This window comes from Paraburkholderia sp. UCT2, from assembly GCF_014397665.1.
GTDB lineage: Bacteria > Pseudomonadota > Gammaproteobacteria > Burkholderiales > Burkholderiaceae > Paraburkholderia > Paraburkholderia tuberum.
Genome location: NZ_VZQO01000042.1, coordinates 14156 through 29746 on the forward strand (window position 1 = coordinate 14156; position 15591 = coordinate 29746).

Sequence of the window (15591 nt, forward strand, 5' to 3'; positions counted from 1 at the left end):
ACTGGTCATATTGACATTTGTTGGGATCATATTCCATGTAGCGACGCAATCCGGATTCGTGCTTTTTGAGCAAGGTTCTTGCTGGAAAAACGCGGGCAGACATGCTAAGGTTAACTTCGAAAAGGAGTGGTAGTTCAGTTGGTTAGAATACCGGCCTGTCACGCCGGGGGTCGCGGGTTCGAGTCCCGTCCACTCCGCCAACATCTCAAGAAAATCGTCAACCTTTTCGCGGGCTACTTAAGTGCCCAAACGCGTCGAGACTCATCACGTTTCGGCGTAGGGCATCGTCGGTTCTGTTGTATCTGCTACGCAGGCAGCGAGGTTGCAACGTGCCGGGCGGGAATAGCTGATCGGATCGTCAAGGTGCCTCCACTATCCCCCTGCTGACCATCATTCCGTACATCCGTCGCTTGCCCCGATCGGGGCTGCGATACCCAACAGCCCACGCCCCGCAACACAACACGCTGCCACGGCCGCCATTTCGTATGCCGGCGATTGACGGAGCAGATGGTGAATCCGGTTGTGGCGATGGCGGCGTTGCACAGACACCCGCCCAACATTCCTACCTGTCGGGCAGATGAGTGGTCCTCATCGTGGCACAACCCGTCCCTGTGTCTGCTCCACTACTTAATGCTTATCGCGCGGTCTGGTTGCGGAACAGCCAGCGTCCATTCCGTTCTTTCGCGTGATGTGGCTGCTGCCTGATCTCGACCGTGATACCGCGGCCCCGTGCATCGACGATGAACGCGTTGATCAGGTCGCGCACATCGTGATCGATGTAGTCGGCACGGGTCATGTCGATGATAACGGCCGATTGGTCAGGAATCTGCCACAGGTAGTGCTTGACCTTCACTTGCCGACAAATGACACATCCTTGCGGAAAGACAGCAGGTAGTGGTCGTCTTGCTGCGCAAACATAACGGGACCACGCAAATTCGCACACGCGACCATGAGGACAACGACCGCGAGTCCGAGCGCGATGCCGAACAGGAGATCCACGGCGAGCACGCCGATTATCGTCGCGATGAACGGTGCGAATGCACCCGGTCCCTGTTTCGCAACGGACAAGAACAAACTCGGTTTGGCGAGCTTGACGCCGGTATGGATGAGGATCGCGGCAAGACTTGCCAGGGGGATCTCGTTAATCAGGCCGGTGAGTGCAAACACGCTGACTAGCAGACCTGGAATATTCGAACGATGTGGAATTGAGGAATTGTCAAATTGCCAGAATGACGTGAATGAGAAAGTGAGTGAAGTTAGTCATACTAATCTAGTAGAAAAAGCGATCCAGAATCGGATTTCCGGTTTCAGCTTCTTGCGCCTCGAAGCCCTTAGGTCTTCACCGACCAGCGTCGCACCGTTTCGTATGTGAATTTCATATTGTCTCAGCAATATCCGACTGACGCTCTCGCCGCCCGAAGCTCGTTGAAAACGAACCACTCCGTCGTCGGATCATACGGACGGCAATGCGCTATCTCCAGATATATCCCGTTGGTTTTTCGGATCAGTCAGACAATTTGGTGGATTGAATGAGGCTAGTAAGATACCCGCCCTCGATGGTCGCCGTTACATTAAGCATTCCAAAATTCGATTCATAAATGCAGTTGACCGATCGAGCGAGCAATGAAAATCAAGCTGCTACTTGCAGACGACCACCCGGCATTAATCACTGGCGTCAAATACGAACTATCCAGAGTCCATACTCTCAGCGTCCTTGGGACGGCGCAGGATTCGACGGAAATCGTCAATTTTCTGTCAAATGTCGAATGTGACATTCTCATCACAGACTACTCCATGCCTAGGGGAGAATACGGTGACGGGATGGCCATGCTTTCGTTCTTAAAGCGCCGATATCCCGACCTTAAGATAATCGTCTTCACCACGATCGACAATTTCGCCATTGCTTCCAAGATGCGGAAAATTGGTATCCAATCCGTACTGAACAAATCGAAAGATGTTGACTATCTGATTACCGCCATACATGCAGTTCACGCGGGTGCAACCTACTTTTCACCGACTTCACGCGAGCAACCCGGAAGAGTCGGCCCAACGCAAGCCATACCCCCGCGCAATCTTTCGGGGCGGGAAGCCGAGGTTGTACGTCTGTACGTGTCCGGCGTCACGATTAACGAAATAGCCGCCCAGTTGAATCGGACGAAGCAGACAGTGAGCGCACAGAAAAGGGCGGCGATGCGCAAGCTGGGCATAGAACGTGACGCTGATTTATTCAGGTTTGCATATGAAAGCGGATTTTCGGCCTCCGCGATTCACGCAGAGGATATCGACGCGAATGTCAGGTTATACCCAAATATGGGTGTCTAATCGTCAGCCAATGCCTGGTACTATTTAGTGGAAAGAATTCGAGCGATTTTGTTGAAAGGAGGAGTCGACGAATCTGACGAATATATATGAACTGGAGCGCAGACTTTAGGACGCCATATCGCCATATCGCCATGTCAGGCTTGAGGATTGATGTCGGGCTTGGTACTGCCATTGTCACGCAAGAGCGTCGAGCCTTATCCAGTTCACGCGAGCGCGAAGCATCGTTGGCGTGATGGACTCGTCGCCGTTGATCGGAGCAATGCCCGCTGACGCTCAGAAGGCTTCGAGTTCCGTTGTGACGATGGCTCGCCGTTACGTGAGACCTTCGCGCTGGACTGCCATGACCGGTAGGTGACATCCATTGGGCAGCGACTACTGGCGCACATAATGACGACGCGTCGTGCGTGATGTGATGCTCGCCGCGGTCGAGCGACGCTTCGGAGCGACCCAGGCGGGTGCGGCCGTCGAACGGCTGTCGGACAACGGCCCTGCCTACATCGACCATCACACGCGCAACTTCGCTCGCGGGTTCCGGCGAACTGCTGCGCCATCAACCTAACGGTGTCCACGTCCTGAGTTACAGGAGCAACTTCAGCCTCTCTCTATGCGCCGCCACAACCCCAAAAACAAATTTATGACGAGTCCGACTGGTGTAAAAGAAAAATAACACCCGTCGCATTTCCGTCGATACTCAGAAAAATAGAATGTATGAAAGGCGTTGGTTGATGCTATTTGCATAGCAAGTGCTTTTATTCCAGCATGAATATTCCGAGTGCGATCTGAATTCATAAAACTCACGGCAATGAAGGGTTTTGGATTGTGCACCTGGAGTCGCGACTCAGACGAGATGGCGCGAAAAACTGTCTTTCCGATAGATCGCGAGGTAGTAAAGTGCAAGGAATAATCAATATTATTGTGGCCGATGATCACCCTGTCGTATTATCGGGTGTCAGAATGGTACTGAGCGGACATACTGATTTAAAAATAGTAGCGACTGCGTGCGACTCGACTGATGTTGTTGAACGTCTTGCTCGCGTGCCCTGTAATGTACTCGTCACTGACGACGCGATGCCCGGAGGCGAATACGGCGACGGAGTTCCCTATCTGGCGTTCTTGAGAAAGTGTTTTCCGGATTTGAAGATCATCGTATTCAGTATGAATGGCGACCCTGATCTTCGACGGTCGCTCGCGCGGATTGGAGTGCATTCCCTTATTCTAAAGAGTGCTGACGTCGGCGAGCTTGTATCGGCAATACGCAATGCGTTCTCGGGCAACCTTTGCAACTTCAGTTAGCAACGTTTGGCTGTTATTTTTGTTGAGTTCTGGTTGATTTTTTCAGGGCGATATAAGTCTTTCCCTTCTTCGGCAGTTTTACAACTTGCGATGTAGTGTGAAGATCAAAGGAAATCGAAATGTCGAATAACAAAGAGGCCGCAACTGTTCAGGCGCTACTCGCGTTCGTCAATCTCCAAAAGAATGAAGAGCGCGAATTTTTAGTAACATTGAACCTCCTGCTTCGAGCCTCTCCAAAAGGACGGCGGGAAATCATTGCCCAACTTCAGGGGAAAACTTTGGTGAACTCTGATGTTCCCGGAAGGCCATAGGCATTGTCGTCGCTGGCCCGGCGCGGCGAATACAACGGTTTGATAGCCGTTATCGACGGTAAACACCATCAAGCAGACGGTTGATTGAGCGGCTCCGCGCGATAAGCCTCGTTCGTATGGGCGTCGTCAAAGGTGGCAAATTCATTCTTCACGCGCTCGCCGGCTGAGGCCCGCAAATACCTGGGCACGACATTGGCGATTTACCGAAGAAAACCCAGCGCACTTTGCGCCACGAGACGCGCAACGGCTCATCCGCCACGTTTCCAAAGTATTTGGGCGTAGATTAATTTCTCTCAAGGCTTGACGCTGCCAGCGCATGGCACGGAAGGTTTCGGATCTGCACCACCGTGAGATGTGAAACGGGAATCGAACCGACCAGCGACCGCAGTCCGTCCTCTATTCCGTTGCGCTCGAGCGACGTTGTCAGTTGCTGAGGTCGTCGCGAAGATGGCGAGAAGAAGAAATCAAAATCGCGGCTTCACGATCACCATTTGTCCGCTGACGTCATCGGTGCGCGATTAATGGGACGTACGCTCGAGTGTCTCGACACTATTCATCTGAGCCAAGCGATAGCCATAACCGTAAACCGCTGCGAGCCGATAACCGTTTTCCGGGCGCAGATTGAGCTTGGCACGTAGTACCGACACGTGCGTGTCAATTGTCCGCGACGAGATTTCGGCAATCTGATTCCAGATTACATCGCGAATGTGGGCGCGAGACAACGGTCGGCCCAAGTGTTGGAACAGCAGCAGTGCAAGTTCGAATTCCTTTGGGGTAAGCGCAGCAGCGGTACCCTTAAGCAGCGCCTGCTTCGCAATCAGATCGAAGTCGTAATCTCCATAGACTTCGCGCCCAGCAGCACTGAGCTGATAGGTGCGTCGCAACAGCGAACTGACGCGCGCGAGCAGGACACTTCCAGGGACCGGCTTGACGACGTAATCGTCGGCTCCGTGATTAAGTATTGACGCGATATCCGCTTCACCGCTGCGGCTCGTCATGAACAGAACAGGAAGTCGTTCAGAGAGGCTACCTCGAACCCAGCACAAGATCTCTTTGCCCGACATGTCTGGCACGTTCCAGTCGAGTATGAGTAGATCAAAGGTCTGCCGTCTCAGCTGCCGTGCCAGTTCCCGGCCAGAGGAAAACGCGTGGCAGATATGCCCTGCCGGCGATAACGTCTGAGAGCAAAAGTCGGTTTGTGCCTGATCATCGTCTAGGACAGCAATTCTCATAGAATCCTCAAAAGTATTGTCAAGTTGTCGTTCAGCGCGAGTTCTCTAATGGACTGCCCGCATCATCGATTCCTCTTCGTAAAAGGCCCCGAAAAAGCGTATTTGCGTGATAGGTATTGCTAAATTAATAATGAAAATTACAAAGGCACTGATGAAATCATTAACTAGTTCGTAGTCGATCGGGTGCTATATCGACATGCTTTTACTGCAGTAGGGTTGCGAATCACGGGAGTTCCTTTTGCGGACGACGCAGATGCCACCGCTGATCCCGGCTCATTCCCGTCTTGATGGTCGGTTAGATCTTGCCGATCGCGTTAGTCTTGACGTCCCTGGTTGGGCGTCTCGTCTGGGATTAGGCTCCTGAAAATAGCTCGCCAGCCGGATCAACCGCAGACGCGTTGCTTGGTCGGCGGCAAACATCTTGATAGCAGCAGACCGATGCGGCCCGGATGGCCGTCGACCATCTAGTAGATCTTGCGCGTGAGCTGTTTGAGAAACCGCTTCGTGAGTTCGATGAAGGTGGCATTCCTGAGCATTCCTTCGAAGATCATGAAGTTCAACTCGGCGCGGTTGGTGATCGCCGAAATCATGTTGTACCTTGAAGGGCTTTTCGGCCGCACGCACCGGCGTCTCGCCTTGCGGGCGAAACTAGTACCGTTCACACGGTTGCTGTGCAATCCCGTTTCTTCGTTCCAATAGATTCCATGCGCGCATTCGTGGCGAGTGGGTAGGTCCACTGCATAGACCGTAAATTGTTCAGCGCGACCGGGGCTACAGTTCTGAGAATCATCGACAGCGCCTGTAAAAACATGGCGTCACGCCGGCGCTCGCAAAAATCGGTTCACCACACGGCAGTGGTCTCGGAGAAACGCATTGGCCAGTCGAACGATCGATTGCTTGGCTTCGCTCGTTTTGACGCCTGAAGATTCGCTACGAACGATACGCCCATATCCATGAAAATTTCCTTTCTCTCGCTTGCGCTTTGATGTGTTGAGCGTGTCTCAAGCCGATGTTTAACTAATTTCGAAACAGCTTCTAACGGTAGAACTTGTCATCGCAAAGGCGAGAGCGGTCGTCTCTGGCATGTCTATGCCGATGAGCTGTATTCGTCGCGGTCTGTCAATGCAAGCGCCATCGCCGAGTTAGCCGCGAGGGATGGCAGATGTGATCCGTGCATGCCCGTGCGCCTGTCCGAATCAGTTTTGACGATTCACGGCATTCAGCCAATATGACACGTATGAATTTTGGGGCTCTGGCGAATTAGAAGAGGCTCGTATTGGACTTTCTGTCAACGCGTGGCTTAACCGCCCAGATCGGGCGGAAACTTGCCACCCTGTGCGGCCAGCGTCGCCGTCACCTCGCTATGCAGCCAGATGTTCACGCTCGCCGAGTCATTCAAGTGTCCGGAATACTTCAGATCCTGCGTCAGCTGTTTGCGATATTCAACGCTTCTGTGCCGGATCAGGAGCAGGCTCAACTGTCGGCGTCCTCGCGTCGGGATTTGCCTCGTGGAACAGCTTGTTCACGATGTCACCGAAAATGCCCAATTTTTTCCCATGAGTCGAAATTGGCCTGTTGGCAAACCCGTCGGCGTCATGAATCGCGCGGGAATCAGCCCAGCAAGTTGGATGCACTAGCTTGCGCCGGCGATCCCGAGAAGAACAACCGATAAAAGCGAGGAGGTATAAGGCGCGCCGCTTTACAAGTCCGAAATTGCATGCCTCCGGTCAAAGCAAATTGGGCGGGCGAAGAGTCGAATCTCCATGAACCTCTGGCGCTCGTCTGAGGTCGTCGAGCTTCGTGATTGTGCCGTGCGCGGGGGCGATGCGACTCGCTGCCGCAGGTCGATACTTACGGGGACAGAGTTCTTTCGGATTGGTCACATAGGGCGAAATGGGGCGCCGCCTTACTCTATCTCTATCGCATTAACCCTTTTAGGACTCGCATGTAGATAGCGAAGGGACCCTTTCCAACGGTTTCTGACCGGATTGTGTAGGCGGAAGGGTACCCAGACTGTTGGATTTTCGCTCTATGCCGTTTCCGCCCGCTGCCGCGCGTTTCAAGCACTGTCATTTACGCCTGCAGCCCTCTATTTTGACTGCGAGGTTTTGACATGATGTCGTTCCACTTTCTAGGTAACACCTTCCCCAAGGCGCAAGCCATTGCCATCGAAGTGGGCAATTCTATGCGTTCCAGATGTAAATCTCCAGCGAGTTCCATCGCGGGCGCAGGAGTGCTGTGTGGCATGGTCGCGATTCTGGGCCTATCAGTTTCGACTGCAGCACCAGAAATATTCAATCGCGTGAAGGCATCCAGCGCGATCTGGTCCGGCCTTGGGGTGACCGTGCCGGCTGCGCAACCCGTCGAGCGACCTCGGCAGATGTCCGAAGGTTCGGCCGATATTGCCGGCAAGTTCAGCGGGTTCGTTGGCGAGGCTCAAAATAGTCCGCTATCTGGCGCTGTGCCGTTTGTCGTGCCGGAGGCCGAAATCGGGTCATACGCTGGGCGGATCGAAGGCAACTTGCGCGATACTCTGGTGCGGGCCGACGTGCCTGTCGAGATACGGGAACAGATTGCACGTATTTTTGCCTCCCGGCTCGACGTTGCGGCGCCCGCGCAGAAGGGCGACACCTATCGCGTTTTCCACGGGCGCGATGCCGCGGCGCCACAGCGCAGGCGCGTGACGGCCGTCGAACTCCGCTCAGGCGCTAAGGTCTATCAGGCCGTGTGGTTTGTCGCACCGGGGCACGCCAACGGGGACTATTATTCATTCGACGGACGGCGGCTTGCCGCTGAACCCTTTTCGATGCCGCTCGATTACGTTAGGGTCAGTTCGACTTTCGGCAATCGTGTCCATCCGGTCGGCGGCAAGCAGCATTTTCACACTGGCGTGGACTTTAGCGCGCCGAAGGGGACGCCCGTAGTGGCGGCTGCTTCGGGAACCGTGAAGTTCGTAGGCAACGAAAGCGGATATGGGCAGTACGTTGTGCTCAATCATCCGCAAGGCTATACGACGTATTACGCACATCTGTCTAGCTTCGCCCGCGATTTGCGCGTTGGCGCGTCCGTGACTGAAGGACAACGACTCGGCGCAGTAGGCAGCACCGGCAGGTCCACGGGACCTCACCTGCATTTCGAGGTGCGGCGGAACAATCACCCTACCGATCCACTCGCATTGACGAGCCGAACTGGCGCTTCGCCGCTTACGGCCAGTCAGCGCATCGCGTTCGACGGTATGACGGGCGGCATGCGTGAGCAACTGGCGGCGTTAGCGGTCGACGCCCCGACGGTCAGGACAGCATCGAACGCCGGACGCACGCTGAACCACGCAGAGAATCCTAAAGACTCGTTGGTCTGAGTTACGACACTATGCTTCTCTGGATGAGTCGGTCGCTTCGCGCTCGGTGAGTCTCGCGTGCTTCAGTCGATATTTTCCGTGACTGGCATGTCAACTTGCCGAATGACGTGCATGCGAAATCGCATGACATAAGTTTGGCTCACCTGGTTGGCAAGGCGATCCGGAATCGGATTTCCGGTTGCAGCTTCTTACGCCTCGCAGGCCTCCTTGCGTGTCTGCCGCTTCTGTTGCGCGTTCGCGCTGTACCGGCAGCGTTTGAACCGATTGCTCACCTGAGCATGAGCCGACGCGAATCGCGTCAGATAGCGCGCTGATTTGGAGCGTGCAACACTTTTTCGCGCACTCGCGTCGGCTGGTGCCCGTTCTACGCCCGGTTGTGCAATTCTTTGTGCTGTGGGGGTTCCACGTCATTGGTGATCAGAACACGCGGAGCGCGGCGGTGCTTCCTAAGCAGATCACGCATGATGTGCGTCGCCGCATGCCACTCGCGCCGGCTTTGTGCGAGTACATCCGGTACCGCGCCAGGCTGGTCCATAGCACGCTACGGCGGGTACTGCTTGCCGTCGATCGTGATCACCACTTCGTTGAGGTACCACCTGTTGGCCCGGTCCAACGCGGTGGAACGGATGCGTCGAGCAATGGCAAGCCCGAACTTCACCGATCAGCGTCGCACCGTTTCGTACGTGAGCTCAATGCCGCGCCCAGCCAGCGATTCTCTGGCTATGCGCAAGTATCGCCACACCGCCTAGCCAATCGCGTCGGACGGAAATCGGTAGCCGGCATAAGAAATGACGTCTGTGGCAGGTGTGTTGTGTTGCTTCTCACCGCGATCCCGTCAACATGCCAGCAACGTGAAGATACCTGCATGGGTGAGGCGGCATTTTCAAATGTCGTAAAGACCACGATTCTGAGCTGAGCGCAGGATACTTTCGCAGCAGGAAGGCTAAAAACCTCAAGCCGTCACCGTATTATCCCCATGGCATCGCGTATTCCGTGACGAGGATGTCGCAAGAGGAAGCGTCTAGCGACTTGCCTGGTTCGCCTGAGTCCTTCGCCGTGCCTAAAACGTCGTGGGAGGACTACAGCCAGTAATTGCTTAATGCCGAAAAAGCACCGCGGGATGATCGTCAGCGAGCGCGATGCGGGATCTTCATTGCGCTCAATACAGTCTGCACAGAGATGAGTGAGGCAGGGGTGAAGAACCACTGTTGGCAAAAATGTTCGCGAGTACTGACTCGTCCGAACCTACTCGCGAAGCCTTGACTCACACTCAGTGCGCACGCCGGCACGTTGACGGGTCTGATTATTATTTGCTTTCGCATCGCATGGGTCTGATTTGTGGGGGCGGCTGATCGGATCCGCTCTCGCGCCGCGATAATCGTTTTGGTCCGGTGCGCTACGTCAGTGTGATTGTCAAAGGTGCATCGACAGTCTCCAGAACGAACCCGGTGCCGCCATGTCCTCCGCTCCACAGAATGATGCCTTGAACCAGTTGCAGCGCTACAAGAAGCTGCTGGTGTTCGGTGGGGGATTGGTGACCACGATCATGATGCTTTTCGCTTTCACGCTCGCGGCGTTGTCGGCGGTACGCGGGCAGGTTGCAGCCGAGCGGCAGAACTTCCTCGTCGATCGCAACCTCGTCATGAGCGAAGTCAACTCGAGCGAAGCATTGTTCCGCTCCGCGCTAGTCAGCGCGGAGCTGGCGTGGCAGGACGCGGATCAGGTCGATCTTGAGCTAATCACGCGATTTCGCAGTCAGGGGTACGCATTCGTGCCATTGCCCACGTCCACGGCACAACCGCCGTTGTTGTTCGACATGCCGGGTAAATCCCTGACCCACGATGAACGCCGTCGCTATCTTGGTCTCACTGCACAACTCGGTCGTGTCAGCGCAGTAAATTCATTGGTGCGGGGCCAGCAGGCGAGCCGCTATTTCTATGGTGCGCAGCACAATATTGCCGGAATTCTGTCTGCGCCCTTGCCCCACCAGGCAGCGATGGCCGGGACGTCTGCCGGCCGTGCGCATTTGATTGCGGATCTGGGGGATGGGCTGGATGGTCTGGCCGGCATCCATGCGGGCGAGCAACCCGATAATCGTCGGCCCGTATCCTGGATGCTGCCTGCTATCAGTCCCTTGACGGGAAAAATGGCGATTCGCATCGCCGCGCCGGTGTTCTCAGACGGATCACCGTTTGCGATCCTCGTGACGGAATACGACCCGGAGATCTTGACAGCACCTCTGACCGTTGGCGGGTTCGATGGCACGTATACGGTCGTGTCAGAGAAAGGAGAAATAGTAGCGAGCACGGCCTGGAATGAGCAGGCCCCTGCATTGATTGATCGCGTTCGGGCGTTAGGTGTCGCGGGAGCGACCGGCAGCATGCAACGCGAAACCTGGCGGGACGGTGTATTCACGATTGCGGATCGTCTTGGCGATACGGGCTGGGTGCTTGTCTATGTATTGACGTGGCGCGACCTTGTTGCGGGCATCGGCAAACAGATCGGTATCGGTGCTGTGCTTACGCTTGCGACGCTTGCCGTCGTATGGGGGTTTCTGATCTATCTCAAGCAACGCGTTTTCCGGCCGGCAATTGAGCGATCGCGACGGGTGTTCGAGAGTGAGCACCTGAGCCGCATGCTGGTCGAAACGGCGCCAGTGGGGCTGGGGCTGATCGCAGTGGAGAGCGGAAAGGCGCTATTGCGCAGCCCGACGATGATTGACGCTGCGGCGCGGGTAGTGGTGCCGACCGAGACGCTGTCGGCGGAATTGGTTCGACGTCACCGGGAGCGCGGCGGGGCAACGGGGGCGAACGGCATGCTGCACGAGGAACTGACGCTCCCTACGCGCGAGGGCGGGGCGATGGACCTCTCGGTGAGCGTCGTGCCGGCGCGCTACCAGGGACAGGACGTGCTTGTGACGGCGTTCACGGACATCACGGCGGGAAAGCGTCTGGAGCGGCAGCTACGTGACGCGAAGCAGGCGGCCGACTCCGCCAACGCGGCGAAATCGGCGTTCCTTGCGGCGATGAGCCATGAGATCCGCACGCCGCTGAATGCAATCATGGGAAATCTGGAACTGCTGTCGCGCTCGCAACTGGATGCGTTGCAGCGCGACCGTCTGACGACGATCCGGGCCTCGGCGGACGGACTGCTTGAGGTCGTCAGTGATGTGCTGGACTTCTCGAGGAGCGAGGCCGGCGAGATGAGACTGGAGCGGATCGCATTCGACGCGCAGGAGGTGGCGTCTCGGGCGCTGTTGATGTTCGGACCGCTGGCGCGCGCAAAGGGCGTGAGGCTGTCGGGCGTGTTCGGAACGTCGCCGGTGCTGCCGATGCAGGGTGATCCGACTCGGCTTGGCCAGGTGATGAACAACCTGCTGGCGAATGCCATCAAGTTTACGGCGTATGGGGAGGTGACGCTGCGGTTGTCGGTGGAGGCGGGCGTGGACGATCAGGACGCGATGTTGACGATCGAGGTGGAAGACAGCGGGATCGGGATGTCGTCGGAACAGCAGGCGCTTCTGTTCCAGGCGTTCAGCCAGACGGATGCAACGATCAACCGTCGCTTTGGCGGCACGGGACTTGGCCTCGCGTTGTGCGCGCGGCTGATCGATGCGATGGGCGGTACGATCGCCGTGCGCAGCGAGCCAGGTCAGGGCAGTTGCTTTACGGCGCGGGTGCCGCTGGGCGAGAGCGAAGGCGAGTCGGACATGCCGCGTTTCGCGGGAGAGCGGATACTGTTCGTGGCTGCGGCGGACGCCTGGCACACGTATGCAGTGGCAGCGCTGGAGGCGTGGGGGCTGCAGGTGCAGGCATACCGGCATCCGGCGCAACTTTACCCGGCGATGTTGAACGAGGCGGACGCGCTGATCCTCTGCGGCGAGCGTGACACCTGGCACGCGGATGATGAAAGCGGTTTGTTAGCGGAGTCGTCGTGGGTGATCGACAGTATTACGGAAGGTCCGGCATATCCGGTAGCGGTAGAGCAGGTAGTCAAGGTCTCGAGCTACAGCCTGAAGGGGCTTGTGGCGGCGTTGCGGTACACCTTGCAAGGCGAGGCGCTCCAGGCGTGCGATGAGACGCAGCAGGTGCTGTCGTCGCGCCGGTTGAAAGTGCTGATCGCGGAGGACAACGCGGTGAACCGTCAACTGTTCGAGGAGCAGTTGAGGATGCTGGGCTGCGAGACGCGGGCGGCAGAAGATGGGCAGCACGCACTTAACTGGCTATCGCGGGAACGCTTTGATGTGCTGCTGACGGATCTGTCGATGCCGGTACTGGACGGCTACGCGCTGGCACGCGAAGCACAGGTGCACTGGCCGGACATGCCGATTGTGGCGGCCACGGCGAGCGCAACGCTGGAGGTGCGAAGGTGGTGCGAGGCGACCGGCATGGCACGCGTGGTGACCAAGCCGCTACAACTGGATGAGTTGTCGGCGGTTCTGTCGGAAGTGACTGGCGTGCCACGCGTGGTGATAGAAGCGGATGGAAGCGAGCCCAGGCGCGACGGCATGCTGGGGGGGCGAGCCGTCCCGGAACAGACGCGTGAAACGTTCCGGAAGTCGTGTGAGGCATCGCTGAGGGTGATCTGTGCGGCACACAATGACGGGGATGCAACCCGGTTGCTGGCTGAGTTGCATTCGCTGCGAGGCGCGTTAGCGGTGTTTGGGCATGGCGCCCTGGCAGATCAATGCGCCCGGCTGGAAATGACGATATCGAAGGATGGTGTTCAGGTGGCGCAGAAAATGATTGAGACTCTTGACGCCCGTTTGCGCACCGATGTTCTGACCGACACGAAAACACTGCGTGAAGTTCTTGCGGAGGTATCAGAATCTGAGTGTCCTGAGGTCGGTTGAGAAATCTGATTCTGGTGAAAGGACGTCCGCAGGATGGGTTATCAACGTGACGATCCAGTGCCAGCGCATGTTGAGGCGGTTTGTCAAATAAGCCTCGCATGCGGCGCCCACGTTTACGCGTGGGTTGATGACTGTTCGGGGCCCGGCGTCATGTTCGTCAAGCAGGGAAGGGAGGGTGCGCAGCGTCAAAAACATCGCATCGAGATGCCGGGTGCTATCTGTCTCGCGTCGGGCCGCTTTCAAGCGGCATCAAAGCCTGCACGGAATCTGTCGCGCCAGCCTCGGATCGTCTCGTACGTCACGACCACGCTGCGCTCGAAGAGCAACTCCTCGATGACGTGCAAGCTCAACTGAAAGAGAAAATACCAACGCACGGCGTGCTGATGACGCCAGCGGCCAAACGGTGACCGTGAAGCGGCGATTTTGATTTCTTCATCTGGCCCTCTTCGCGACGACCTCAGCTACCTGACAACGTCGACAATGGCCCGGCTCTCGGTTCCAGGTGGCCAGCCCTCGGAAATCCGACACATACGAGGGAAAGCCATAAATTCTCCAGTCAGTCGAATTTGCCCCACTTTTTTTGCTTTCCAGTTTTCCAGAGGGTATTCTCGGATAAGTCAGATTCGGGTACATTGAGCTTGCCGTCGCGGCCCGGTTCATCCCATTTCCGCGGAGCTTTGCATGAGCAAAATGAAAATCCGTGTCGTGCTGGCCGACGATCATCCGGCACTCCTTTCCGGTATCAAGCACGAACTTTCCGCTGTACCTACGCTGGAAATTACAGGCACGGCAGGAGACTCCGGCGAGCTCATCAAGGTGCTGAACAGCGCCCCTTGCGATGTCCTCATTACCGATTACGCGATGCCCGGTGGAGAGTACGGGGACGGCTTGACGTTGCTGGCATTCTTGCGACGAACCTACCCGGCGCTCAAGATCGTAGTCTTCACGACTATCGAAAACCCTGCCATTACGCGTGAAATGTCAAAGCGTGGCGTGCATTCGGTGTTAAGTAAAGCTCATGACACGAGCCATTTGATCTCCGCGATTCACGCTGTCTATGCGGGCGCCACCTACTTTCTTTCTACCTCGCGAAGCCTGAAAGACGCTATTCCGGATTCCTCTCCTGGTCGGAACGAACGCACCCAAACGCTGAGCACGCGCGAAACGGAAGTCATCCGGCTGTTCGTGTCAGGTATGTCTGTGAATGAAATCGCCGACCGACTACATCGCACTAAGCAGACAATCAGTGCCCAAAAGACCCGCGCGATGCGAAAGCTCGGGATTGAACGGGACGCCGACCTGTTTCACTTTGCATACGAAGCTGGGCTCGGTGTGGCGACCGATGGGTCGCAGCCGGAGATCTGACCGGATCAGTCTTCGCATCACACGCGTCCAAACTCATCGCTTTTGCGCTTTTAGTGTTTTTTGTTGCGATGCTACCCTCGGTCGCGTATGCACTTAAAGGCCCTCGTCGCCGCTCTCATCTCGTCGTCAGGGTTTGCCGTCGCGTGGCTGCGTCGGATCGGACGCATCATGGGCACCATCTTCCGGTACGAGGGTAGGCGCCGTGTCAATCGAACACTTGATCAGCTCGATGTCGTTTCCCACGCCTAGCTTGCGCATTGCGCTGGCTTTCTGCGAACTGATGGTTTGCTTACTGCGCTTGAGTTGCGCTGCGATTTCGTTGACCGACCGTCCCGACACGAAGAGTCGGACCACTTCGGATTCGCGTGCAGTAAGCGCTCGACTGCCGGAGGCAGGCGTATCCACGTTGAGTTGCCAGACAATCTTTGAAATGGTTGGAGAGAAATAACGTGCGTCTGCATATGCGCCGTGAATCGCGGCGACCAGATGTTCCATCGGGTCGGCCTTGCTCAGAATGCACTGAATGCCGAGCTTGAGCAGCGAGCGGATGATACCTGGGTTGTCGATCATCGTCAGCACGACAATGCGCATGGCCGGATATCGGCGCCGCAAAAATGAAAACAGCGTAATGCCGTCACCGTAATTGCCGCCCGGCATGGAGTAATCGCACACCAGTACATCGCATGGCTGCGTGCCGAGTTCCGCGATCAGCTCGGTCGAGTTTGTGCAGGTGCCCACTGTCTTGATGGTACGGTGTTCTTCAAGCATGTAAATCAGTCCGGCAACGATCGCAGGGTGATCGTCGGCAAACATGACCTGGATGGCGGCATTCTCCATTTGGGGCGTCCTTTATCTCCG

10 protein-coding genes, 1 tRNA gene and 4 pseudogenes are annotated in these 15591 nt (G+C 56.6%); 9 read left to right on the plus strand and 6 right to left on the minus strand.

Annotated features, from left to right (window positions below; translation table 11 throughout):
- The first annotated feature begins 123 nt into the window (after positions 1 to 123).
- Positions 124 to 200: transfer RNA gene (locus F6X39_RS27495), tRNA-Asp, on the plus strand.
- Positions 201 to 634: 434 nt separating this feature from the next.
- On the opposite strand, the pseudogene F6X39_RS27500 reads toward F6X39_RS27495, so the two are convergent.
- A pseudogene (locus F6X39_RS27500) lies at positions 635 to 1179 on the minus strand (SulP family inorganic anion transporter); the annotation flags it as partial.
- A 444-nt stretch (positions 1180 to 1623) separates the two neighbouring features.
- Between F6X39_RS27500 and F6X39_RS27505 the strand changes: the two are divergent.
- The 4 genes and pseudogenes from F6X39_RS27505 to F6X39_RS27520 all read left to right on the plus strand — a co-directional run bounded on the left by F6X39_RS27505 (position 1624) and on the right by F6X39_RS27520 (position 3926).
- Entirely contained in the window at positions 1624 to 2322 is a 699-nt protein-coding gene (locus F6X39_RS27505; protein ID WP_187618900.1) for a response regulator transcription factor, read from the plus strand.
- 222 nt (positions 2323 to 2544) lie between these two features.
- Positions 2545 to 2848 (plus strand): annotated as a pseudogene (locus F6X39_RS27510) (IS3 family transposase); the annotation flags it as partial.
- Between the two features lie 389 nt (positions 2849 to 3237).
- Positions 3238 to 3615 (plus strand): response regulator transcription factor, encoded by a 378-nt coding sequence (locus F6X39_RS37685; RefSeq protein WP_410450467.1) that lies wholly within the window; start codon positions 3238 to 3240, stop codon positions 3613 to 3615.
- A 119-nt stretch (positions 3616 to 3734) separates the two neighbouring features.
- Positions 3735 to 3926: a hypothetical protein gene (locus F6X39_RS27520; RefSeq protein ID WP_187618902.1), complete on the plus strand. Its 192-nt coding sequence runs from the start codon at positions 3735 to 3737 to the stop codon at positions 3924 to 3926.
- Between the two features lie 518 nt (positions 3927 to 4444).
- Here the strand turns inward: F6X39_RS27520 and F6X39_RS27525 are convergent.
- Together F6X39_RS27525 and F6X39_RS37050 are read right to left on the minus strand one after the other, a co-directional pair.
- Positions 4445 to 5158, minus strand: a complete 714-nt coding sequence (locus tag F6X39_RS27525; RefSeq protein ID WP_187618903.1) for a response regulator transcription factor — start codon at positions 5156 to 5158, stop codon at positions 4445 to 4447.
- Positions 5159 to 5622: 464 nt separating this feature from the next.
- A complete protein-coding gene (locus F6X39_RS37050) occupies positions 5623 to 5748 on the minus strand; it encodes a hypothetical protein (RefSeq protein WP_262414836.1) in 126 nt (41 codons plus the stop codon).
- A 143-nt stretch (positions 5749 to 5891) separates the two neighbouring features.
- Between F6X39_RS37050 and F6X39_RS27530 the strand changes: the two are divergent.
- Positions 5892 to 6152, plus strand: a pseudogene (locus tag F6X39_RS27530) (transposase); the annotation flags it as partial.
- Positions 6153 to 6458: 306 nt separating this feature from the next.
- Here F6X39_RS27530 and F6X39_RS27535 read toward each other — a convergent pair.
- Positions 6459 to 6635 carry a DUF3597 family protein gene (locus F6X39_RS27535; RefSeq protein ID WP_410450459.1) on the minus strand — a complete coding sequence of 59 codons (177 nt, stop codon included), beginning with the start codon at positions 6633 to 6635 and terminating at the stop codon, positions 6459 to 6461.
- 636 nt (positions 6636 to 7271) lie between these two features.
- Between F6X39_RS27535 and F6X39_RS27540 the strand changes: the two genes are divergently transcribed.
- Positions 7272 to 8516: a M23 family metallopeptidase gene (locus tag F6X39_RS27540; RefSeq protein WP_262414837.1), complete on the plus strand. Its 1245-nt coding sequence runs from the start codon at positions 7272 to 7274 to the stop codon at positions 8514 to 8516.
- A 1456-nt stretch (positions 8517 to 9972) separates the two neighbouring features.
- Positions 9973 to 13368: a hybrid sensor histidine kinase/response regulator gene (locus F6X39_RS27545; RefSeq protein WP_187618904.1), complete on the plus strand. Its 3396-nt coding sequence runs from the start codon at positions 9973 to 9975 to the stop codon at positions 13366 to 13368.
- A 144-nt stretch (positions 13369 to 13512) separates the two neighbouring features.
- Here the strand turns inward: F6X39_RS27545 and F6X39_RS37055 are convergent.
- A pseudogene (locus F6X39_RS37055) lies at positions 13513 to 13804 on the minus strand (IS6 family transposase); the annotation flags it as partial.
- A gap of 245 nt (positions 13805 to 14049) precedes the next feature.
- Between F6X39_RS37055 and F6X39_RS27555 the strand changes: the two are divergent.
- Entirely contained in the window at positions 14050 to 14733 is a 684-nt protein-coding gene (locus F6X39_RS27555) for a response regulator transcription factor (RefSeq protein WP_187618906.1), read from the plus strand.
- 126 nt (positions 14734 to 14859) lie between these two features.
- Here the strand turns inward: F6X39_RS27555 and F6X39_RS27560 are convergent, their stop codons facing one another.
- Positions 14860 to 15570 carry a response regulator transcription factor gene (locus F6X39_RS27560; RefSeq protein ID WP_187618907.1) on the minus strand — a complete coding sequence of 237 codons (711 nt, stop codon included), beginning with the start codon at positions 15568 to 15570 and terminating at the stop codon, positions 14860 to 14862.
- Positions 15571 to 15591 lie beyond the last annotated feature (21 nt).